This window comes from Ornithinimicrobium sp. F0845 (genome assembly GCF_023015765.1).
GTDB lineage: Bacteria > Actinomycetota > Actinomycetes > Actinomycetales > Dermatophilaceae > Ornithinicoccus.
On sequence record NZ_JALKAL010000003.1, the window covers coordinates 88,231 to 109,775 of the forward strand.

Annotated in this window: 20 protein-coding genes and 1 riboswitch; of the genes, 17 read left to right on the forward strand and 3 right to left on the reverse strand. The window is 67.5% G+C overall.

Annotation, left to right across the window (positions count from 1 at the left end; genetic code table 11):
• Positions 1 to 62 precede the first annotated feature (62 nt).
• From MWU75_RS06340 to MWU75_RS06350, 3 genes are all read left to right on the forward strand, one after another.
• A complete protein-coding gene (locus MWU75_RS06340; protein ID WP_247088949.1) occupies positions 63 to 1,223 on the forward strand; it encodes a hypothetical protein in 1,161 nt (386 codons plus the stop codon).
• Between the two features lie 314 nt (positions 1,224 to 1,537).
• Complete coding sequence (locus tag MWU75_RS06345) at positions 1,538 to 1,948, forward strand: four-helix bundle copper-binding protein (RefSeq protein ID WP_247088950.1); 411 nt, start codon at positions 1,538 to 1,540, stop codon at positions 1,946 to 1,948.
• 69 nt (positions 1,949 to 2,017) lie between these two features.
• Positions 2,018 to 2,644, forward strand: coding sequence for a DUF305 domain-containing protein (locus MWU75_RS06350; protein WP_247088951.1), 627 nt, complete (start codon positions 2,018 to 2,020; stop codon positions 2,642 to 2,644).
• A 555-nt stretch (positions 2,645 to 3,199) separates the two neighbouring features.
• Here the strand turns inward: MWU75_RS06350 and MWU75_RS06355 are convergent.
• A complete protein-coding gene (locus MWU75_RS06355; protein ID WP_247088952.1) occupies positions 3,200 to 4,615 on the reverse strand; it encodes an MFS transporter in 1,416 nt (471 codons plus the stop codon).
• Between the two features lie 242 nt (positions 4,616 to 4,857).
• Between MWU75_RS06355 and MWU75_RS06360 the strand changes: the two genes are divergently transcribed.
• Positions 4,858 to 5,367, forward strand: coding sequence for a TetR/AcrR family transcriptional regulator (locus MWU75_RS06360; RefSeq protein WP_247088953.1), 510 nt, complete (start codon positions 4,858 to 4,860; stop codon positions 5,365 to 5,367).
• Positions 5,368 to 5,445: 78 nt separating this feature from the next.
• On the opposite strand, the gene MWU75_RS06365 is transcribed toward MWU75_RS06360, so the two are convergent.
• On the reverse strand, positions 5,446 to 5,961 hold the full coding sequence (locus MWU75_RS06365) for a CueP family metal-binding protein (protein WP_247088954.1): 516 nt from the start codon (positions 5,959 to 5,961) through the stop codon (positions 5,446 to 5,448).
• A gap of 311 nt (positions 5,962 to 6,272) precedes the next feature.
• On the opposite strand from MWU75_RS06365, the gene MWU75_RS06370 reads away from it, so the two are divergent.
• From MWU75_RS06370 to MWU75_RS06415, 10 genes are all read left to right on the forward strand, one after another.
• Positions 6,273 to 6,896, forward strand: a complete 624-nt coding sequence (locus MWU75_RS06370) for a DUF305 domain-containing protein (protein WP_247088955.1) — start codon at positions 6,273 to 6,275, stop codon at positions 6,894 to 6,896.
• 149 nt (positions 6,897 to 7,045) lie between these two features.
• Positions 7,046 to 7,258: a heavy metal-associated domain-containing protein gene (locus MWU75_RS06375; protein WP_247088956.1), complete on the forward strand. Its 213-nt coding sequence runs from the start codon at positions 7,046 to 7,048 to the stop codon at positions 7,256 to 7,258.
• 161 nt (positions 7,259 to 7,419) lie between these two features.
• Positions 7,420 to 8,280: a heavy-metal-associated domain-containing protein gene (locus MWU75_RS06380; RefSeq protein ID WP_281496921.1), complete on the forward strand. Its 861-nt coding sequence runs from the start codon at positions 7,420 to 7,422 to the stop codon at positions 8,278 to 8,280.
• Complete coding sequence (locus tag MWU75_RS06385) at positions 8,264 to 10,585, forward strand: heavy metal translocating P-type ATPase (RefSeq protein WP_247088958.1); 2,322 nt, start codon at positions 8,264 to 8,266, stop codon at positions 10,583 to 10,585. The genes MWU75_RS06380 and MWU75_RS06385 overlap by 17 nt, the downstream gene beginning before the upstream one ends.
• Positions 10,586 to 10,610: 25 nt before the next feature.
• A complete protein-coding gene (locus MWU75_RS06390; RefSeq protein ID WP_247088959.1) occupies positions 10,611 to 10,874 on the forward strand; it encodes a hypothetical protein in 264 nt (87 codons plus the stop codon).
• Between the two features lie 182 nt (positions 10,875 to 11,056).
• On the forward strand, positions 11,057 to 13,156 hold the full coding sequence (locus tag MWU75_RS06395; RefSeq protein WP_247088960.1) for a heavy metal translocating P-type ATPase: 2,100 nt from the start codon (positions 11,057 to 11,059) through the stop codon (positions 13,154 to 13,156).
• A gap of 51 nt (positions 13,157 to 13,207) precedes the next feature.
• Positions 13,208 to 13,522 (forward strand): metal-sensitive transcriptional regulator, encoded by a 315-nt coding sequence (locus MWU75_RS06400; protein ID WP_247088961.1) that lies wholly within the window; start codon positions 13,208 to 13,210, stop codon positions 13,520 to 13,522.
• 68 nt (positions 13,523 to 13,590) lie between these two features.
• Positions 13,591 to 14,298, forward strand: a complete 708-nt coding sequence (locus MWU75_RS06405; protein ID WP_348647745.1) for a response regulator transcription factor — start codon at positions 13,591 to 13,593, stop codon at positions 14,296 to 14,298.
• On the forward strand, positions 14,295 to 15,407 hold the full coding sequence (locus tag MWU75_RS06410) for a HAMP domain-containing sensor histidine kinase (protein WP_247088963.1): 1,113 nt from the start codon (positions 14,295 to 14,297) through the stop codon (positions 15,405 to 15,407). The genes MWU75_RS06405 and MWU75_RS06410 overlap by 4 nt, the downstream gene beginning before the upstream one ends.
• A 140-nt stretch (positions 15,408 to 15,547) precedes the next feature.
• A riboswitch (cyclic di-AMP (ydaO/yuaA leader) is annotated at positions 15,548 to 15,739 on the forward strand.
• 4 nt (positions 15,740 to 15,743) lie between these two features.
• Positions 15,744 to 16,646, forward strand: a complete 903-nt coding sequence (locus MWU75_RS06415) for a C40 family peptidase (protein WP_247088964.1) — start codon at positions 15,744 to 15,746, stop codon at positions 16,644 to 16,646.
• Between the two features lie 558 nt (positions 16,647 to 17,204).
• Here the strand turns inward: MWU75_RS06415 and sepH are convergent.
• The gene (gene sepH / locus MWU75_RS06420) at positions 17,205 to 18,935 is read right to left on the reverse strand and encodes a septation protein SepH (protein WP_247088965.1); all 1,731 of its coding nucleotides are present in this window, start codon (positions 18,933 to 18,935) and stop codon (positions 17,205 to 17,207) included.
• Positions 18,936 to 19,035: 100 nt separating this feature from the next.
• On the opposite strand from sepH, the gene MWU75_RS06425 reads away from it, so the two are divergent.
• From MWU75_RS06425 to MWU75_RS06435, 3 genes are all read left to right on the forward strand, one after another.
• Positions 19,036 to 19,710 (forward strand): TRIC cation channel family protein, encoded by a 675-nt coding sequence (locus tag MWU75_RS06425; protein ID WP_247088966.1) that lies wholly within the window; start codon positions 19,036 to 19,038, stop codon positions 19,708 to 19,710.
• Entirely contained in the window at positions 19,707 to 20,987 is a 1,281-nt protein-coding gene (locus MWU75_RS06430; protein ID WP_247088967.1) for a ferrochelatase, read from the forward strand. Before MWU75_RS06425 ends, MWU75_RS06430 begins: the two co-directional genes overlap by 4 nt.
• Before the next feature lie 233 nt (positions 20,988 to 21,220).
• Positions 21,221 to 21,520, forward strand: a complete 300-nt coding sequence (locus MWU75_RS06435; protein ID WP_247088968.1) for a DUF4193 domain-containing protein — start codon at positions 21,221 to 21,223, stop codon at positions 21,518 to 21,520.
• Positions 21,521 to 21,545: the final 25 nt, after the last annotated feature.

Here is a 21,545-nt window from a genome sequence, read left to right on the forward strand (position 1 = left end):
GATGCACGGGAGGACCGGGAATCGGATCGCTGGTCCGGTCGCCCCTCTGGCATCCTCGATGCGTGTCAACCTCGGAAGAACCATCTGGCGAACGCTTGTCCAAGACCACGCTACGAGACTTCGGCCCGCCGATTCCGCACGACGAGCGCGACTATGACCTGCCGTCGTTCAGGGTGACCCTGTCGCCGCAAGAGGCGCCGATCCCGGTGTTGCTCCGCCATGCCCTGGCCCTCATCGGCATACGCCACAACGGGCCGGGGGAGAAGGTGGCGTGGTGGGTGACGTTCACCTACAAGGGGTTCCCTTGCGAACTAGCCCACCAGAAGTTCGGACTGCGGCTGCGTATCGGCGGCGACCTCACCGAAGAGCAGGCTGATGACCTGCTGACGGAGATGCGGAAGAAGCTGGTGTCGGCTGTCCGGACGGTGGAGGCGGTGCTGGCCGACAAGGCGAGCGAGACGCTCAACGCCGGCAACGTGACGGTCGTGAACCAGCACCGGCAACTGCGCCGGGCGTACGAGTACTTCCGCGAGCGGGCGACCAACCCCGCCGTGGTCGAGGACGTGCACGAGAGGGGGACGAGTGAGGGCGGCGGTAGTTGGTCGTCCTTCCTACTGGGCAAGAACGTGATGGCGCTGAACGCGTCCCATGACCTCGTTGCTGCGATCTCGGCCTACGTCAGTTCGCTGGAGCACGACCTCGTTCTGGCGCTCCCCTTTCTCGACTTCGACCCGTCTATGGACGATCTGACCAAGATCATCGGAGACCGCTGGGGCGAGAAGTGGCGACGTGTGATCGGCCACACGGACCCGGAAGCGGTGCGCCTGCGGCAGCGACTGGCCGAGGTAGTCGAGAGGTGGCGTAATCCCTACTCGCACGGAGGGTTCGAGAAGGGGCACGGCGCCACCATGTACCTGCACACGCCCGGCCTCGGCGCGCTACCGGTCGGGCTGTCCGGGGTCCGCGACAGCCCGCTGTTCTCGTTCCACTCTGTGTCGGAGACCGACATCGAAGGCGTCTTCGCTTTGTTCGACGAGATCGACGCATACCTGGCCAAGACGATCCCCCACGCGATGGAGTGGATCGACTCCGGACTCCACGTGCGGTTCGACGCCGAGTTCATGGCTCAGGTGGTCGGCTATCTCGATTCTGAGGGAACCCTGGCGAAGTTGATCGACGCGTACGGCTTCCGCCGAGACATGGTCGCCAACATGGACTACTAGGGTCGCCCGCTGCCCGCCCGCGGGAACCGTCGCTTGCGACGACTCGGTTAGCGCCGGATGCGGCAAAGTAGTGCGTCCGCCGTCCGTGACTGCCAGAACAGAACAATCAGACCTGGGACTGGTGCGGGAGCCGCTCCTTGGCGTGGGCCACACGCTGTGGGTCCACCGGGTGCAGGTCCTCGGCTTCGACCATCGCCATCCTCTCCTTTCGCCTGCACACCCCGACGTTCTTATGGGTAACGTGAGCAGGGGTCGCGCCTTCTGACGTGCCCGACACCCCGTCGGCCAACGAGCGGGCCCCGGAAGGAGCAGCCATGCAGACCACCGTGTCCCAGATGCTGGAAACCTATCCGAAAGACCTTGGTGGCATCGACAAGGCCAAGTTGATCGCCTGTATCCAGGCCTGTTTCGAGTGCGCCCAGGCTTGCACCGCCTGCGCAGACGCATGCCTGAGCGAGGACATGGTCGCCGACCTGACCAAGTGCATCCGCGCCAATCTCGACTGCGCTGACATCTGCGCCATCACTGGCAAAGTCCTGTCAAGGCACACTGGGTATGACGCCAATCTCACCAGGGCAGTTCTGGAGGCCTGCGCCACTGCTTGCAAAGCCTGCGGTGATGAATGCGCCGAGCACGCCGACATGCACGAGCACTGCCGGCTTTGCGCCGAGTCCTGCCGCGCCTGCGAGCTGGCCTGCAATGAGTTGCTCGCCTCCATCAGCTGACCTACTCAAGCGAAAGTTCGCCCGCCGCACTGTGGCGGGCGGCCTCGCCTTGTCCAGAAGGAGAACGCGATGAATGGCGCACACGCTGAGAACCGGGAAGAGCACATCGGCGACCAGAACGGCGGTGACGAACAGGACGGGCAGGGCCACTCCGGTCGCGGCATGGGCATGTATCTGCGCTTCGCAGCGATGATTCTGACAGCCATGGTGGTGATGTATGCCGTCATGTTCGTCAGCTCCTATGAGTGGAGCCACATCCGCTGGAGTCAGAGCCGCATGTTTATGGCCATCACGATGGGCGGCACTATGGGGCTGATCATGCTCGGCTGGATGCTGAACATGTACCGCAACACCGGCGCTAACCTGACCATCGTGGCCGTCAGCCTCCTTCTTCTCGGAGGCGGTGCCTTCCTGGACCGCAGCCAGGCGACGGTCGATGACAGCGCCTTCATGAGCGCGATGATCCCCCACCACTCCATGGCGATCACCCGGGCAGAACGCGCCGGCATCCAGGACGTGCGTGTTTGTCAGTTGGCGGTCGAGATCAGCGAGGCCCAACGCCGGGAGATCTTCGAGATGGACTGGCTGCTCGAGGACATCGAGCGCAATGGTGTGGCTACGACGGTCGAGGAAGCCCAGGAACGGCCGGTGCCCGCGTACGAGGAATCAGCCGAGCGCCACTGCGCCCCACGTTGACGTCCGTGGGGGCGCGAGACTTGCACTCGGCGCACCACAGATAGAACGGCGCTCCACAAGCGGCGCATTCGAGGAAGTAGTTTCACTGTTTGACGGACACCGGAAGATGCGGGACCGCTGCTGCGCGCAGCTCTTCTCGCGGCCTACACACCTCCCAGAGGCACCTAAGCACGTTGGGCTGGCAGTCTTCAAACACGAAGTAGGACGTGCGCGCGGTGAGGCGCCTCAGGTCCGCCCTCAGGTGAGTTGGTTCGTGGTCAGACAGGTGGGGTCGTTAGTTCCGGTCGAGGCCGGAACCTGCCCTGTGCCTCCGGATGCGGAGACGCGCAGTGTTCCCTCAAGGTCACGAGGTAGCCACCAGCCACGAATCCATTGTCGAACGTGGTCAGTTCCTCATCAACCACTACCTAGCCTGCCTTGTTGGTGACTCGTCGGCGCCCTCGACCGGACCGCCGTTGCCCGTGACCGTGCGGTGGTATCGGCACATGTTTGGAACATAGGAATCGCGGTTCTGCGAGACCCCTGCGCAATCGAACACTTGTGGGCGCGCCAGTTTCAGTCCTGGGACCGACCGGGAGTGGCGAAGCCGGCTACGAGGGCTGAGATGAGAGCCGCGATGGCTGCCACTGTGAAGGCCGAGGCGTAGCCGGTGGTGGTTTGTGCGGCGAGGCTGGCTGCGGCGACGCTGGAGACGACTGCTGCGCCGAGGGAGGCTCCGAACTCGTGGAAGGTGGACAGCACCCCGGAGGCGATGCCGGCCTCGTGTGGCGCCACGTTTCCCAGGGCGGTGGCCGACGCGACCACGAACAGGGTGCCGATGCCGGCGGCGCCGAGACTGATCCCGACCACGACCCCGAGGGTGTTGGTCCAGACGGCTGGGACGGCGAGCCCGACCGCGGCGACGATGAGGCCCATGACGCCGAGACTGCGGCCGCCGGTGTGGCCGATGATCCGGCCGCCGGCGTTCGCGCCGGCCATGGTGAACAGGGCCACCGGGAGGAACAACAGCCCGGTCATGAGCGGTCCGAGGTCCGCGAGCTCCTGGAGGTAGAAAGAGCCGAGGAAGAACACGGCGACCATGAGGGCGGTTGCGATGCCGATGACGAACACCCCGGCGGTCACCGGTCGGCGCGACAGCAACTTCAGGTCCATGAGCGGTGAGGTGGCGGTGCGCTGACGCAGCGCGAACAGCAGGTAGCCGACGATCGCGGCCGCGAACAGGGTGAGGGTGCGTGGCTGAAGCCAGCCGGACTCGCCGGCGTCGATCATGGCGTAGATGGCGGTGCCGGTAGCTGCTGTGACCAGTAGGGCGCCGAGTGCGTCGGCGCGACCACGGGCACCGGTGTCGACCGGTGGCAGTGCGGGGAGCACCTTGGTGAGCACGGCCACGACGAGGATCCCGACCGGGACGTTGACCCAGAACACCCACGGCCACCCGGGGCCGGCAGTCAGAAGTCCGCCGACGAGGACGCCGACGGCGGCGCCACCGCCGCCGAGGGCCGACCAGATTCCCAGTGCACGGTTGCGTTCGTCGCCCTGGAAGAGACGAACCACTACGGACAGCGCGGCCGGGGAGAGCATCGCGGCCCCCAGGCCCTGGCCGACGCGCCCGGCCAGGACGGTGAGGCCGTCCTGTGCTGCTCCGGTGGCGAGGGAGGCGATGGTGAAGACCACTATGCCCGCAAGGATGAGGCGGCGTGGACCGATCAGGTCGGCGAGTCTTCCGCCGAGGAGCATCAGTCCGCCGAAGGTGAGTGTGTAGGCGCTGACCACCCAGGTGAGGGTCTGCCTGCCCAGGTCGAGGTCGGCTCCCATCTGGGGTAGGGCGATCGCGACCACGGTGACGTCGAGGATCAGCATGAACTGGGCGATCGCCAGGACGGTGAGAGCCTGCCAGCGTCGCGGGTAGGGGGTATTGGGTCCGGGTGCGTCGGGGGTCGGTCCGGAGGTTTGGCTGGTGGAGGTCGTCATGGCCCCTCCTTCCCATGAGAAGTGAAAACTGAACAGTCGTGTACGGGTTAGGTAACGGGTACACTAACTCATACATTCCTGTTCGAGTAAAGGTTGGTGTGCGCGTGACGAGTGGAGCGGTCCCAGCAAGGGGGCACGCCGGGGACCCGGGAGAAGGTGGGGCGGTCACCTCCGGGCAGACAGGACGTCGTCGGGCCGATGCCGTGCGGAATCAGGCCGCGATCCTGGCGGCGACCCGGGGGATGTTGAGCATTAACCCGGACGCGACGATGGCCCAGATCGCTCAGGCGGCCGGCGTGGGCCGGGTCACGCTGTACGGTCACTTCTCGAGCCGGGCAGAGCTCATTGATGCAGCACTGGCCGATGTCCTGCATCGTGGCAACCGGGTGCTGGAACAGCTCGACCTCGATGGGGATCCGCGTGAGGCGTTGGGGCGGCTCGTCGTTTCGAGCTGGAAACTCGTGGATGAGTCCCGCAGTCTCCTGGCCGCTGCGCAGCGGGAGCTGCCCGAGGGGCGCATTCGTGACCTTCACAGGGACCTCGAAGGACGAGTCCAGCGACTGTTAGAGCGCGGCCAACACGAAGGGCTGTTTCGCGCGGACCTGCCCGTCGATTGGCTGCTGGCCACGATGCACGCGCTGATGCACGGTGCGGCCAACGAGATCGCTGCCGGACGACTCGAGCCGGAAGATGCGGGACCGATGCTGCGCGCAACTCTCCTCGCGGCCTACGCCCTGCCCGGAGATGCCTGAGCCACAAGTTGGGGCCCGGCAGTCTTCAAGCACGAAGTAGGACGTGCGCGCGGTTAGGCGCGCGCATCAGGTCCGCCCTCAGGTGAGTTGGATCGTGGTCAGGCACGTGGGGTCGTCAGTTCCGGTCGAGACCGGAACCTGCCCTGTGCCGTCTTCGGCCGAGACGCGCAGTGTTCCTTGGAGGTTACGAGGTAACCACAGGCCCACGAATCCGTTGTCGAACGTGGTTAGTTCCTCGTCGACCACGACCTCGCCTGCATCGTTGGTGACGGTGACTTGGACGTCCTCGTTGCTCAGTTCTCCTCGGCAGGTGGTGAGGCTGTGGTAGTAGCACTCGTGGGTCTGGTTCACGTAGGGCGCGAATGAGAGGTAGAAGCGGTCTTCGGGAAGGTCGAGGCTCAACTGTTCGGTCCCGGCCGAGAGCTGCAGTTCATCGACGCGCACTGATGCCATCAGGTCCGCCGGACGATCCTCGACGTCCAGCTGATCCAGGTGCTCGATGATCTCGGTCACTTCCATCCCCGCCAGTGCGTGCGAGCTGAGGATCTGGTTGTCGGCAACCTGAGTCTGCGAGGAGCAGCCGGCAACGACCATCAAGCCAACGACAACAACTGCGGGGACGCGCAAGTGGCGCAACAGACACACCTTTCTGGGAGCGCGGAGCAACGCCTCGCTGGGACACCGCGGGGGCGGCCGGGTCGGCACTGTGTTGATCCGGATCGGTCACGGGATCAGTCGCAGGCCCGGACCGGAGCAGCTCTGAACACGGTAACCCACGCGCTCGGCGGCACAGTCACCCCGTTCCATGAAGAGTTGATGAAGGTCTGGGTCGCCGGTGCGGTCGGTGCCTGTCTCGGCCTGTTGACTCGGGAGTGACCTAAACCCGCCGATGAAGAAGGACCCCCGTGAAGTTTGCACCCCGCGTGACCACGGTCGCAGTCGCTGGCCTCCTCACCCTTGCCCTCACCGCCTGCGCAGACAATGCCGAGGACGAAGCGGCATCACCGGCCCCCACCCCGGCTGCGGCCACGACGACCGGCCCGGAGTCGTCCGTAGACCAGGCACACAATGAGGCCGACACCGAGTTCGCCCAGATGATGATCGTCCACCACGAGGGGGCCATCGAGATGGCCGACCTGGCGATAGAGAACGCGAACACCGAGGAGGTGCGCACCCTGGCGGAGGACATCTCCGCCGCCCAGGGACCAGAGATCGAAGAGATGACCTACTGGCTCCAGGCGTGGGGCGAGAACACAACCCCGGAACACGGTGGGATGGATCACGGTGGCATGCAGATGGACGGTTTGAGCCAGGAGGAGGCCATGACCGAGCTGGGATCGCTCGCAGGCCCCGAGTTCGACGGGCGGTTCCTGGAGTTGATGATCGAACACCACCTGGGCGCCGTGGGGATGGCCCAGGCCGAACTGGAGAACGGTGAGAATCCGCAGGCACTCGAGCTCGCCGAGCAGATCATCGAAGACCAGCAAGCCGAGATCTCTGAGATGGAGCAGATGCTCCAAGAGCTCTAGATCCCGGTGGGCCCGCAGGGGCTGTCGAGTGGCACGGCGCGGCCATAATGCCGACTTGGCCCTCCTCTCCCGCAACAGAACGGCGTGCAGGTTGCGCGATACCCCATACGGGTATACGGTGTTCAGATTCCACAAGAAAGGACACCACGATGAGCACCACTCAGACCTATGCCGTGACCGGGATGACTTGCGGGCACTGCGAGTCCGCTGTTCGCGAGGAGGTCTCCCAGATCCCTGGCGTCGAGCAGATCGACGTCAGCGCCTCAACCGGGACCCTTGCGATCACCGCAGGCGGCCCTGTTGACGACGCTGCGGTGATCGCCGCGGTGGACGAGGCCGGGTACCAGGCAGCGCGGAACTGACCGTGCGTGCCCCAGCCAGACTCGGCCTGTACGGGCTGACCTTGGCGACCGTGTTCGCCGTGGCGTTCGCCACGGCGGGCGCGGTCGTTCCGGATGGGGTCGCACAATCCTGGTCGGGGCAGACCGGCGATCACGCCGGGGACCACGCGGGAGGTAACGACATGGGAACCGATCACCAAGGCAGCGCGACCACCGACACCGGACTGTCTCTGGCTGCGGGCGGGTACCGGCTGACCGGTGTCACCGCACCGTCACAGGTGGGGGAGGAGCAGGAACTCACCCTCACGATCGAAGGTCCGAACGGTCAACCGGTGACCGATTTCGACGTGTCCCACGAGAAGGAGTTGCACCTGATCGTGGTCCGCACCGACGGTGCTGGATTCCGTCATGTGCACCCGCAACGCGATGGCCAGGGCCTGTGGTCCATCCCGTGGCAGTGGAGTCAGGCGGGCAGTCACCGTGTGTATGCCGAGTTCGTGCCCACCGCGACCGGTGAGGGCATCACCCTTTCGACCGTGGTGCAGGTCGGCGGGGACTTCACTCCTCAGTTGGCGGAAGAACCCGCCCGGACGGGCCGCACTGACGGATACGACGTCGAGATCGAGGGAGACCTGGCGGCCGGTGCGTCCTCCACGCTGACGGTCCGGGTCACCCGCGATGGCGAGCCGGTGACCACGCTGGAGCCCTACCTCGGGGCCTACGGCCACCTGGTCGCGCTGCGCGAGGGGGACCTGGCGTACCTGCACGTGCACCCGCACGGCGAGGAGCCCCAGCCCGGTCAGGCATCAGGTCCGGAGGTGGCCTTCGAGGTGAGCCCCCCGACCCCGGGCCGGTACCTGCTCTACCTCGATTTCCAGGTAGACGGAGAAGTGCACACCGCCCCGTTCGTCCTGGACACGATGACCGATCACAACACCGGGTCCGGCGATGAAGGACCCACCACCGACGCAGTGCCCATTGGGACGGATCCGGGGGATGGGACCGGACACGAGGAAGGAGGCGACCATGACCACGACGGGTGAACCCACCACGTCGAAGGCCATCGAGCTGCAGATCGGTGGCATGACGTGTGCCTCGTGCGCGATGCGAGTCGAGAAGAAGCTCAACAAGGTCGATGGCGTGACCGCGAGCGTCAACTACGCCACCGAGAAGGCACGGGTCACCGTACCCGAGGGCCTCGATCCCCAAGAGCTGATCGCCGTCGTGGAGAAGACCGGGTACACCGCTGCCCTGCCTACCCCACCCAAGAACGCCTCCGAGGAGGCGATCGGGGAGGGTGGCTCGGCCGAGGATGCCGAGCTGCGTCGCCTGCGTCAGCGCCTCATCGGCGCCGCGGTCCTGGCGGTCCCGGTGATCGCGATGGCGATGATCCCTGCCCTGCAATTCGACTTTTGGGGCTTCGCGTCGCTCGTGCTCGCTGCCCCGGTCGTCGTATGGGCCGGCTGGCCGTTCCACAAAGCCGCCTGGGTCAACCTGCGGCATGGCGCAGCGACGATGGACACGCTCATCTCGGTGGGCACGACCGCTGCCCTGGCATGGTCGGCCGTCGCGCTGTTCTTCGGCACCGCCGGCCAGCCCGGCGTGGTCCACCCCTTCGAGCTGACCGTCTCCCGATCCGAGGGCCTGGGCAATATCTACCTGGAGGTCGCGGCCGGCGTCATCACCTTCGTGCTGCTGGGCCGGTACTTTGAGAAGCGCTCCAAGCGCCGCGCTGGCGCGGCCCTGCGGGCACTGCTCGAGCTCGGAGCCAAAGAGGTCGCGGTCCTACGTGACGGGCGGGAGCAGCGCATCGCGGTCGAGGAGTTGAGTGTCGGGGACCAGTTCGTGGTGCGCCCCGGTGAGAAGATCGCGACTGACGGGATCATCGTCTCCGGCCGCAGTGCGATCGACGCCTCCATGCTGACCGGTGAGTCGGTGCCGGTCGAGGTCGTTGAGGGTGACACGGTGACCGGCGCGACGGTTAACGCTGGCGGTCGCTTGGTCGTCGAAGCGACCCGGGTCGGTTCGGACACCCAACTGGCCCAGATGGCCACCCTGGTCGAGGAAGCACAATCCGGCAAGGCCGAGATCCAACGCCTGGCCGATCGGGTGTCCGGGGTCTTCGTGCCGATCGCGATCGCGATCGCCGTTGCGACGCTCGGGGCGTGGATCGGTGCGGGTTTCCCGCTCAGCGCCGGTTTCACCGCTGCGGTGGCGGTGCTGATCATCGCCTGCCCGTGCGCACTTGGGCTCGCTACCCCGACAGCGCTGCTGGTCGGCACCGGCCGCGGGGCCCAGATGGGCGTGCTCATCAGGGGCTCTGAGGTGTTGGAGTCCACCCGGCGCATCGACACGATCGTGCTGGACAAGACCGGCACCGTCACCACCGGCAAGATGACCCTGCTCGACGCCGTCCCCGCCGAGGGCGTCGACCGCAGCGAACTGCTGCGCCTGGCCGGCGCGCTGGAGGATGCCTCCGAGCACCCCATCGCCCAGGCCATCGCCAAGAGCGCCACCACGCAGGTCGGTGACCTGCCCGTCCCGGAGTCTTTCGAGAACGTCGAAGGACTGGGTGTGCAGGGGGTTATCGAGGGCCACGCCGTCCTCGTAGGCCGCGAGTCGCTGCTGAAGCAGTGGTCCCAGCACCTCGATGGGCACTTGGCCGAGGTCAAGCGGGAGGCCGAGGCCCAAGGCGCCACTGCCGTCGCGGTCGGCTGGGACGGGGCCGCGCGCGGGATCCTGGTCGTGGCCGATGAGATCAAGCCCACCAGTGCAGAAGCAATCGCGCAGTTCAAGGAGCTCGGACTCACCCCGGTGCTGCTCACCGGTGACAACCGGACCGTGGCACAGCAGGTCGCCGCGGAGGTCGGAATCGAGCAGGTGATCGCCGAGGTCCTGCCCAAGGACAAGGTCGACGTCGTCGCCCGGTTGCAGGACGAGGGCAAGACCGTCGCGATGGTCGGCGACGGGGTCAACGACGCCCCGGCCCTGGCCCAGGCCAACCTGGGACTGGCGATGGGCACCGGCACCGACGTGGCCATCGAAGCCGCCGACATCACGTTGGTCCGCGGCGACCTGCGGGCGGCCGCCGACGCGATCCGGCTCTCCCGGCGGACGTTGCGGACGATCAAGACGAACCTGTTCTGGGCGTTTGCCTACAACTCCGCCGCGATCCCCCTGGCTGCCTTCGGGTTTCTCAACCCGATGCTCGCCGGGGCGGCGATGGCCTTTTCCAGTGTCTTCGTCGTCTCCAACAGTCTGCGGTTGCGGACCTTCACATCGAAGGCAGCCCCGCCTGCTGGGGCGATCCGCGCTGCCGAGCCCGCCCGCATCGCTACACCAGCGTGAGAACAAACCACCGAAAGGAACCACGATGACCACCCACCACCACAAAGACCACGATCACGACACCGGCGCGGGGTCCTGCGCCGGGCACGCACCCTCCGCGGATGACCTGGCGCAGGTCGGCGCAGAGGACGTCGCCGAGTGCCCCGTCATGGTCGGCACCACCGTCATCAAGGCCCAGGCCGAAGACGCCGGCCTGTACCGCGACTACCGGGGGACCCGCTACTGGCTGTGTTGTGACTCCTGCGGTCCCCTCTTCGACGCCGACCCCGACCGCTACACGGCCGCATAGTCACCTGCGAGTACGACCCCACCGCAGGACCCGCACGCGGCAACGCACTCACTCCATGACAGGTATGCGAAAGGAGCAAGGCCATGCGCCACGACCAGAACCACGGCCCCGACCGTGCCGCTCATCACCACAGCGGCCCACGTACTGACCCACACGACGAGCATTCTCACCACGCAAAACAGATGGTTGATCACCCCGACCACGCGCACAGTTCCCATGAGGCCCATGAGGCCCATGAGGCCCATAAGGCCCATGGTGAATCAGGTCATGGTGGTCACGCCGGTCATGGTGATCACGTGGGGCAGTTCCGGCGGTTGTTCTGGATCATGCTGGTCCTGGCCGTGCCGGTCGTGGGGTTCAATGACATGTTCGCGGACCTCCTGGGGTATGACCTGCCCGCTGGCGGGTGGGTCTGGTGGGTCTCGCCTGTGCTGGGCACGGTCGTGTATGCCTGGGGAGGTCAGCCTTTCCTGACGGGCGCGGTGCAAGAGATCCGCAGCCGTAAGCCGGGCATGATGCTGCTGATCGGTTTAGCGATCACGGTGGCATTCCTGGCCTCGTGGGGCGCCAGCCTGCGCGTTCTCGATCACGAGCTGAACTTCTGGTGGGAGCTGGCGCTGCTGGTGGTCATCATGTTGTTGGGTCACTGGATCGAGATGCGTTCCCTGGCCCAGACGACCTCAGCGTTGGACTCACTGGCGGCACTCTTGCCGGATGAGGCCGAGAAGGTCTCCGGGGAAGAGCTGGTCAAGGTGGCCCCGGGCGATCTGGTGGTCGGGGACGTCGTGCTGGTCCGCCCCGGCGGTTCGGTCCCCGCAGACGGGCGGATCGTCGACGGTTCGGCGAGCATGGATGAGTCGATGGTGACCGGTGAGTCCAAGACCGTACGTCGCGGGAACGGTGAGCAGGTGGTCGCGGGGACCGTGGCCACCGACTCCGGGCTGCGGGTTGAGGTCACGGCTATTGGTGAGGACACGGCCCTGGCCGGGATCCAGAAGCTGGTCGCCGACGCCCAGGCCTCCTCCTCGCGGGCCCAGCGGATCGCCGATAGGGCCGCGGCGTGGCTGTTCTGGTTTGCCCTGGGTGCCGCGGTGGTCACCGCGACCATCTGGTCGCTGATGGGTCTGCCGGACTCGGCGGTCGTGCGCACCATCACCGTGCTGGTGATCGCCTGTCCGCATGCCCTCGGCCTGGCGATTCCGCTGGTGGTGTCCATCGCGACCGAGCGCGCGGCACGGGGTGGGGTCCTGATCAAGGATCGCCTCGCCCTGGAGTCGATGCGCACCGTCGACGCCGTGCTCTTCGACAAGACCGGCACGCTGACCAAGGGCGAGCCCACCGTCACCAGTGTCGAACCAGTCACTGGGCGCAAGGAGGAAGAGGTTCTGGCGCTGGCCGCGGCAGCAGAATCCGACAGTGAGCACCCGCTGGCCAAGGCGATCCTCGGCGCGGCCCACGACCGGGAGTTGACGGTCTCGGCCGCCTCAGACTTCTCTTCCTCCCCGGCCGTCGGAGTGAAAGCCAACGTCAACGGCACGGTCATCGAGGTGGGTGGCCCCTACCTGCTGGAGCAGCACGGTGTCAGCGAGCTGCCGGTCACCGAGGACTGGCGGGCCCAGGGTGCGATCATCCTGCACGTCCTGGCTGACGGTGAGGTGATAGGTGCGCTGCGCCTGGCCGATGAGATCCGTCCGGAGTCACGAGAAGCGGTCGACGCGCTGCACGGCGCCGGCGCGCAGGTCGTGATGATTACCGGGGACGCCCAGGCCGTGGCCGACACCGTCGCCAAGGAACTGGGCATCGACCGGGTCTTCGCCGGGGTCCGTCCGCAGGACAAGGCCGCCAAGGTCGCCGAACTGCAGGACGAGGGGCGCAAGGTCGCGATGGTCGGCGACGGTGTCAACGACGCACCGGCCCTGGCCCAGGCTGATGTCGGCATCGCCATCGGCGCCGGCACCGATGTGGCGATCGCCTCGGCAGGGGTGATCCTGGCCTCCTCGGACCCACGCTCGGTCCTCTCAGTCATTGAGTTGTCCCGTGCGAGTTATCGGAAGATGAAGCAGAACCTGTGGTGGGCCGCCGGCTACAACCTCATCTCTGTCCCGCTGGCCGCGGGCGTCCTGGCACCGATCGGGTTCGTGCTGCCGATGAGCATCGGCGCGATCCTCATGTCCGCTTCCACGGTTGTCGTCGCCCTCAACGCCCAACTGCTGCGGCGGCTCGACCTGACACCGGCGCAAAGCGCCAAGGCTTTCCTCGACCAGCAGCAGGTCAGCCAGTGATCAGCCCACCGGCCAGGTCGTGACCCCACCCTCACCAATAGGAGCATTCAGATGACCACCGAGGCCACACCACACACGGAGACCACGCACGGCTACATCAGCGACAAGGCCCGCTACCTGGCCCGTCTCAAGCGCATCGAAGGGCAGGCGCGAGGAATTCACCGGATGGTCGATGAGGACACATACTGCATTGACATCCTCACCCAGATCAGCGCCCTTACCTCGGCACTGGAGAACGTCGCGCTCGGGCTGCTCGATGACCACCTCAAGCACTGTGTCGTCGGCGCTGCGAAAGCGGGTGGAACTGAGGCGGAGCAGAAGATCAACGAGGCCTCCCAAGCCATCGCCCGACTAGTCAAGTCCTAAGACAGACCATGACAACTGACCTGCCACCCCCCAGCCGACGAGGCCCCGGCCGAGGCTTGCGGGTGCTCGTGGTTGATGACGAGAAACCCCTGGCCGAGGTCGTGGCCCGGTTCCTACTCCGGGGTGGCTACGAAGTGACGGTTGTTCATGATGGCCCAACGGCCCTGGAACGGTCTCGCCGGTTGGATCCCGACGTCGTCATCCTCGATTTGGGACTACCCGGCCTGGACGGCCTGGACGTTTGCCGCGGGCTGCGTGAGTTCTCGGACTGTTACATCGTGATGCTTACCGCACGAGCCGAGGGGCCGGACACGCTTGCCGGGTTGCGCGCGGGTGCCGATGACTACATGACGAAGCCGTTCAGCCCGCACGAACTGGTCGCGCGGGTGCAGGTGATGTTGCGGCGGCCGCGGCAGGTCGCCAAGGAACCACCGACCGGCACTCAGCTGAAAGTCTTGGGCCAGATGCGCATTGACGGCTCGGCCCGCGAAATGCACCTGGATGGCGATCGTGTCGTGCTGACCCGCACCGAGTTCGACGTCCTGCAGGTATTGGCCGCCCGCGCGGGAGAGGCCATGACCCGCCGCCAGATCATCGACGGGGTCTGGGGAGAGACTTGGGTCGGGGACGAGCAACTCGTCGACGTCCACGTCGCCCACCTGCGGCGCAAACTGGGCGACCCCGCCAGCAGCCCGCGGTTCATCCACACGGTGCGAGGGGTGGGCTACCGACTGGACGTCGGACAGGCCACCTCACCGGAGGAGGGTCGGCGGTGAGCCTTCGCGAACGCCTGCAGACAACAGGTCTGGTGACCAGGCTCCTGATAGCGCAGGGCCTGGTCGTCCTGATCGGACTCGCGACGATCCTCCTCGTCACCGAGCTCGTGGGCTTGGCCCTGTTCAGAGAGCACATGGTGTTGGCCGGCCACGAGAACCCAGACGAGGAGGCCATCCACGTAGAGGAAGCGTTTCGTTCCGCGATCACCGTCGCCCTGGTGGTTGCTCTGGTCGCTGCACTCGTGGTCGCGCTCGCTGCTAGCTACTACCTCACTAGGCGTGTGGGGCGGTTGGTGCGAGGGGTCGCAGAGGCGGCCTCCACCATCGCAGGTGGTGACTATGGGGCCAGGGTCCGCCCACCGGCACTGGGTCCAGAGTTCAAGGTGTTGGCTGACTCGTTCAACCTGATGGCAGGCAGGCTCGCCGACACCGAGGCCACCCGCCAGCAGATGCTGGGAGACCTCGCCCACGAGATGCGCACCCCCATCGCCACCGTGGACGCCTGGTTGGAGGGGACCCAGCATGGCGTGACTCACCTGGACCCGCCGACCGTGCAGATGCTCCGCGGACAGACCCAGCGACTCGCACGGTTGGCCGAAGACATCAGCGCCGTCTCGCGCATCGAAGAAGACCATTTGAAGCTGGCGCGAGAACCAGTGCACCTCGGCCACCTCCTCGAGCAGGCAGTCGCGGCGCACGAGGTGGCATATTTGGCCAAAGGGGTTCGAGTCGCGACAGACATCGAGCGGGACCTGCCCACGGTGTCAGCTGACCCGGATCGGTTGGGGCAGGTGATGACCAACTTGCTGGACAACGCTCTACGCCACACCCCCGAGGACGGCACAGTCACCATTGGGGCACGTCGCAACGGGAAGCGTGTCGTGGTGACGCTCTCGGACACCGGCGACGGCATCCCTGCCGAGGCCCTCGAGCACGTCCTGGAACGGTTCTACCGCGTCGACACCGCCCGCGACCGTGAACGCGGCGGCTCCGGGGTGGGACTGACGATCGCCCGCGGCATCGTCAATGTCCACGGCGGAGACCTCTCGATCACCAGCCCCGGCGCGGGACGCGGAACAACCGTTACCTGGTGGCTCCCACTGCCGTAGACCCCACCTGCAGCGCCGTGGCCTCTGCGCTGCCCGGCCTTGATGAAGGTTCCATGAAGATTAAGCGTGATTCGGTCCTGACGGCCATTCCACGCCGCCCTGGCCGTTACCGTTTTGTTACCTACCTGCCCCTGGTGGGTCCCGGGCGTTCGCCGAATCTTGTCAGCGCAGCGGGTCAGACGAGAAGTCCGCATGACAAGAGCGGGGGACCCAAATTAGAGGAACGTGTTGCGTTCCTCGGGGGCGAAGGTTCGGCCCAAGAGCACTGGGCCATTCCCGGGCAACTCCAGCCCGAGCCCGACAGCTAACCCCGCAGGCGCAGGAGAGGTAACCCCCGTGAAGCGACGCATGCCCGGGCGCCACCGCGCCCCAGCCAACCTGCCCCGCCCATTGACCGGAACCGCCACCGTGGCGGCCTCCGGCCTGCTCGTGGCCGCCCTCGGGGCCGCGACCTCCGTGCCCGCGCCCCGAGCAACAGCCTTCGGTGTCATCGACGCTGATCCCTTCCATGCAGCGGATAGCACGCAACGCCCGGCTGCGGGAGACCAGAGCACGACGAGCTCTGCTGGCCCGCTCCGGGGGACCACCGAGCCGACCCCGGACGTTCCTGCGCAAGCCGTACCGGCACCGGCCGCTAAAGACGTAGAACAGCACAGCCACTTTGGCCAGCTCGGCTTCACCGGCGTCACCCCCGAACCAGAACTGGAAACCCCCGTCGCGACCATCACCACTGACAGCGGGCGCGCAGATAGCGAGAACCTGGACGGTGCCGGAGCCTCCGCTGGAAGCACGCGCGTTGAGGGTCAATCGGCCAGCCGATCAGAGGCCAGGCCGGAGGCTCCCGCTGAGCCGGTCGCGCCAGCGGCAGGTCAGGGAGGCGAGGCAGCCATCGCCTGGGCGCAGGCCAACCTGGGGCTGCCCTACAGTTGGGGTTCGAGCAGTGGCGGCGCCTATGACTGCTCCGGGTTCACCACCGCGGCCTTCCGTGCTGCTGGAATCAGCCTTCCCCACCAGAGCGAGGCCCAGTACCACGCCACAAACCGTGTCCCCCTCTCGGAGATCCAACGTGGCGACCTGCTGTTCTACAGCAACAACGGCTCCGCATCCGGCATCTTCCACGTGGCGATCTACCTCGGGGACGGACAGGTCATCCACTCCCTTCGCGACTCCAGCTGGAGCGGCTCCAAGATCAATGGCATCAACTACGCCTCGGGACTGATGGGAGCCGGTCGGCCCTGACCGTGGCTCACCCGGGGTCGGGGACGTGTCCGAGTGAGCGGTGGCTGTCTTCGCCACCGCCACCTGGCAGGACTCCCTTGGACGGGTGCAGCGCGCCCTGGTCGTTGAGCCCGAGGTGACGGCCGATGGCGACACGACCGTGACCTTGATCTCAGCAAGGCTCAGCCGGCCAGCGTCACACCGCAACAGGAAGGGCGAGGACAGCAGGCCCCCGGCTCGAGTGTGGCCTATCACGGGGCGATAGCTCCCCAGATGGCACCGGGGCCCGGCGTAAGGCTCGCGGACCCAGACAACCCCACTTTCGCAACGTCCGACTCTCGGCGGTTGAGTGATGTCACGCCCCTCCTCGGTAGGCGGCTCCCGTACCCCACTCCCGGCGGTGTGGCCTTGCCCCTGTCGACGGCCCCGACTGTTTCGAGAGCGTCATAGTGGGCTACTAGAGGTGGAATGCAGCGACGTCGACATTGACGCTGTACAGGTGCTGGTCAGCAACGGCCGCTGCCGCGGACAGCACCGATCGACGCGGGTAGGTCTACGTTTGCGATGAGACTGTCGCGGCTACTTGCGGTCCTTCGCGCCAAACATGATGTCGTCCCAGCTCGGGACGCCCGGGCGCCCGTCCTTGCGTCGCTTGGCCCCGGGCTGCGACGACTCCTGAGTTGCCTGGGGCGGGTCCTCGGGCTCCTCGCCCGGGGTCCCCCCCTGCTCGGCGCCGTCAGCCGCCTCGTCGGCCACCTCGCCAGCGTCCTCGTCGCTCGTGTCGACGTCGCTGGTCTCGACGGTGGTGTCGTCGGTGTCGGTGTCGGTGTCGGTGGCGTTGTCGGCGTCGGTGGTGTCGATCTCACGGGGGGCGACCTGCTCGTCGTCGTTGTCGAACACGAGACTCTCGGCGCCGATCTCAGCGTCGGGCTCGCCTGGCGCAGGTGCAGCGCTGTCGGTGCTGTCGTCGTCCTCGCTCGCCTGCTCCTCCGAACTCGACAGCTCCTCGTCACCCTCCTCATCACCGTCCTCGTCGTAGTCGTCGACGGGCACCTCCTCGGCCGAGGGGTCACCCGGGCCGAAGAGGTCGGACAGTGTCGCCTCCTGGGGCGTCGGGTCTACCTCGTAGTTCTCATCGAAGTCGAGCTCGACGTCATAGCTGGTAGGGGTGTCGTCGACCGCAGACTTCTTCGCTGCACCCTGTGCGCCGCTCGTGGAGTCGGGGAGGCCGTCGCCGGCACCCTCGGCCGGCGCGGATCCGCGCGTGGACCCGGACGGGGTCGACTTCCGCCCGGACCGGGCGCGGCCGGACCTGGACCGACCCGCCCTGGCACGCCGAGACGTGGCATCGCCAGGCGGCACGTCGGTGGTCGCAGTCCTGGCGGCGGCCTCGGGAGCCCCCGGACCAGGCACGTCCTGGTCATCGGTGGGGGACTGGTCACTGGTGGGGGACTGGGCGTCGGCGGGGGACTGGGCGTCGGCGGGTGATTGGTCGTGGGCGGGGGGTTGGTGATCGGCGGGGGGTTGGTGCTCGGTCGTGGCCTCGTCGTCGGTCACGTGCTCGAGGGGGAGCACGTCCTCGGAGGTCTGCCCCGGCTCGGCGGCAGTGGGCAGCTCACCGCGCGGGGTGGGCCTCTTGCGCCGGCTGCGGGTGCGGCTGCGCTCCCGCATGCTCGTCACCAGGTCGACCTCCTCGGAGACCCCGTGGCTGCCCAGGAGCTGCTTGCCGGCCGCGCTGCCGGGAAGGCTCTGCTCGTCCTCACTCAGCCAGCGGGCCTCGTCGTCCAGGGCTTCCACCGTCCGGTCCGCGGGCTCGAACCGCCACGCCGCCGCGCGCTGGCGCTGACCGGCGACGAAGTTGACGACCACCGTCCAGGGGCCGCCCGCGGGCCGCGTCGCGTCCCAGCTGGTGTTGTCGGGGTCCACACCGCGGGCCTCGAGACGCTCCAGCACCCGGGTCTCCAGCGTCGGGACGACACCCTCCGCCGCGCGCCCTCGCACGTGCGCGGCGCGAGCCAGTCCGGCGACGTGCTCCCGCTCGGCGGTGATCGGGGCCTCGAAGCGCGCCACCCGCTCGACCGGCCACCCGGTGAGCTCGGCGACCTCGGTGGCGGTCTGTCCCGCGCGGATCATCGCCTGCACGTCGCGCGGGCTGAGCTGGGCCGCGGGCTGGTCGGCCGCCGGCCCACGGCTGCGCAGCGCGGACCGCAGCCGCTCGTCGATCGGGAGCAGGCGCTCGGTGCCGTCGGGCGCCGACAGGACCAGGTGTTGACCGTCCTCATGGACAGCAGTGAACTGCAGCTGCTCCATCTGCCTCTCCTCACATCGGACCTGTGCGGACGACTGTGCCACTTCTCACCCCACCTCAGCATGAGGCCACGCCGCTGACCGGGCTACCTTAGGCAGAACCATGGTGATCCAGGATTCCGACCTCCAGCTGCTGCTCGACATCCTCGGGGTCTTCGTCTTCGCTCTCTCCGGCGGATTGGTCGGCGTCCGCAAGGGCCTGGACCTGGTCGGCATCGTGGTGCTGGCCTGGGTCGCCGGGCTCGGCGGCGGCATCATCCGCGACGTCTTCCTCGGCGACGTCCCGCCGGTCGGGATTAGCGACTGGCGCCTGTTCGCCCCGACGCTGACCGCCGGGCTGGTCACCTTCCTGTGGTACCGCACCCTGCGCGAGCGGCTCCGCCTGCGACCCGGGTCCCGCGCCAGGGTGCTCGGCTACTCGGTGCGCGTGCTGGACGCCTGCGGGCTGGCCCTCTTCGCGGTCAGCGGCTCGCTGAAGGCGCTGGACTTCAACGCCGGCGCCCTGGCCGCCATCTCCCTCGGAGTCATCACGGCGGTCGGGGGAGGAGCGCTGCGCGATGTGCTCGCGGGACAGGTCCCCGAGGTGCTTCGCCGAGAGCTGTATGCCGTGCCCGCCCTGGTCGGTGCGATCCTGATCGTGGTCGCCGACGGGCAGGGCTTCCTCACCACCCCACTCATCTGGGGCGCCGTCGCGCTGGTCTTCCTCATCCGGATGACCGCCGTCGCCCTGGACCTCAACGCCCCCACCGCTCTGCGCACGACAGGAGACAGCAGATGAGCAACCCGATCGCCGACCCCACCGACCCCGGCGAGCCCACCACCCCCGCACAGCCCACGAACGCCGGTCAGGGGGAGGCCGACCACGCACCCACCGCAGGGGAGACGCAGCCTGGCGAGTCGGCATACTCCCACGAGTCCCTCGCCGAGCTGGAGCGGGAGGTGAGCACGGAGCGCTCCACGGAGACGGAGCCGTATGACGCGGTCGTGCTCGTCAGCTTCGGCGGACCGGAGGCGCCCGAGGAGGTCATGCCCTTCCTGCGGAGGGTCACCCGGGGACGCGGCATCCCGGACGAGCGGTTGGCGGAGGTGGCCGAGCACTACCACGCCTTCGGCGGCAAGAGCCCGATCAACGACCAGAACCGGGCGCTGCTGGCGGCCCTGGGTGAGGAGTTCGCGCGCCGCGACATCAGCACCCCGCTGCTGTGGGGCAACCGCAACTCCGAGCCGTTCCTCACCGACGTGCTGCGCGGCGCGGCCGAGGAGGGGATGACGCGTGTCCTGGCGGTCACGACGAGCGCCTACTCCTCCTACAGCTCCTGCCGGCAGTACCGCGAGGACATCGCCGAGTCGATCAACGAGCTCACCGAGGAGGGCTCGCCGGTGCGGGTCGACAAGATCCGGCAGTACTGGAACCACCCCGGGTTCTCCTCCACCAACGCGAGGCTGGTGACCGAGGCGGCCCGGCAGGTGAGGGACTCCTCCGGGGTGCTGCCGCACCTGGTGTTCGTGACCCACTCGATCCCGGACGCCATGGACGACACCTCCGGCCCCGGGGACGGCGACGGCAACGTCTACAGCGCCCAGCACCTGGCGCTGACGCGGGCGATCACCGACGAGGCCCGGGCGACCCTGGGGGAGGAACTGGTCGGCGAACTGACCTACTGCTCCCGCTCGGGCCCGCCCACCCAGCCCTGGCTGGAGCCGGACGTCAACGACCGGCTGCGCGAGCTGGCCGCCGAGGGCGTCACCCACGTGGTGCTGGCCCCGATCGGGTTCGTCTCCGACCACATGGAGGTCGTCTTCGACCTGGACACCGAGGCCCAGGAGACCGCGGGCGAGGTCGGGATCCAGGTGCTGCGGGTGCCGACCGTGGGGATCGACCCACAGTTCGTCTCCGGGCTCGTCGACCTGGTGACGGAGCGCGCCGCGCAGGCGCGAGGGGAGTCCCCAGAGCGACCGGCGTGGCCCGTCAGCGAGCCGTGGCCGTCGGTCTGCGCACCCGGTTGCTGCCCCAATCTGCGGGTCGCCAAGCCGGCCGCCTGCGGGTCGGACTGACCCCCGGTTCGACGCGGGCACCCGACATACGGCACAATCCCCGCGAACACCAGCGTTTTCGGTGTCCCAGCCGGTGTGGCAGCGTCGCCGTGCCACGGCTGGTCCGGACCCGGGAAACCGGTGCCCGGGTTCGGGCACAAAACCGGCACGTCCGGCGTTCACACCGAGACAATTCGCACATCGCAGGATCAGCCAGACCCTGCGACACCAGCTCGAGAGAGGAGAGGATCGTCATGGCCACCGACTACGACGCCCCTCGCAAGTCCGAGGACGACATCAGTGAAGACTCTCTGGAGGAGCTGAAGGCACGGCGGGCGGACAAGAGTTCCTCCAGCGTCGACGTCGACGAGACCGAGCACGCTGAGGGGTTCGAGCTCCCGGGGGCAGACCTGTCGGGTGAGGAGTTGTCGGTGCGGGTGCTCCCGCGCCAGGCCGACGAGTTCACCTGCTCGCGCTGCTTCCTCGTGCACCACCGCAGCCAGCTCGCCAAGGAGGTCGGGGGACTGCCGGTCTGCACCGAGTGCGCGGCCTGACCCTGACGGGGTACCCATGTTGTGC

Coding starts and splice junctions, on each gene's coding strand:
- MWU75_RS06425 (WP_247088966.1), top strand. CDS start 19,036: ATGGTGATCCAGGATTCCGACCTCCAGCTGCTGCTCGACATCCTCGGG.
- MWU75_RS06360 (WP_247088953.1), top strand. CDS start 4,858: ATGTTGAGCATTAACCCGGACGCGACGATGGCCCAGATCGCTCAGGCG.
- MWU75_RS06345 (WP_247088950.1), top strand. CDS start 1,538: ATGCAGACCACCGTGTCCCAGATGCTGGAAACCTATCCGAAAGACCTT.
- MWU75_RS06430 (WP_247088967.1), top strand. CDS start 19,707: ATGAGCAACCCGATCGCCGACCCCACCGACCCCGGCGAGCCCACCACC.
- MWU75_RS06380 (WP_281496921.1), top strand. CDS start 7,420: ATGGGAACCGATCACCAAGGCAGCGCGACCACCGACACCGGACTGTCT.
- MWU75_RS06395 (WP_247088960.1), top strand. CDS start 11,057: ATGGTTGATCACCCCGACCACGCGCACAGTTCCCATGAGGCCCATGAG.
- sepH (WP_247088965.1), bottom strand. CDS start 18,935: ATGGAGCAGCTGCAGTTCACTGCTGTCCATGAGGACGGTCAACACCTG.
- MWU75_RS06400 (WP_247088961.1), top strand. CDS start 13,208: ATGACCACCGAGGCCACACCACACACGGAGACCACGCACGGCTACATC.
- MWU75_RS06390 (WP_247088959.1), top strand. CDS start 10,611: ATGACCACCCACCACCACAAAGACCACGATCACGACACCGGCGCGGGG.
- MWU75_RS06365 (WP_247088954.1), bottom strand. CDS start 5,961: ATGGTCGTTGCCGGCTGCTCCTCGCAGACTCAGGTTGCCGACAACCAG.
- MWU75_RS06385 (WP_247088958.1), top strand. CDS start 8,264: ATGACCACGACGGGTGAACCCACCACGTCGAAGGCCATCGAGCTGCAG.
- MWU75_RS06355 (WP_247088952.1), bottom strand. CDS start 4,615: ATGACGACCTCCACCAGCCAAACCTCCGGACCGACCCCCGACGCACCC.
- MWU75_RS06350 (WP_247088951.1), top strand. CDS start 2,018: ATGAATGGCGCACACGCTGAGAACCGGGAAGAGCACATCGGCGACCAG.
- MWU75_RS06435 (WP_247088968.1), top strand. CDS start 21,221: ATGGCCACCGACTACGACGCCCCTCGCAAGTCCGAGGACGACATCAGT.
- MWU75_RS06375 (WP_247088956.1), top strand. CDS start 7,046: ATGAGCACCACTCAGACCTATGCCGTGACCGGGATGACTTGCGGGCAC.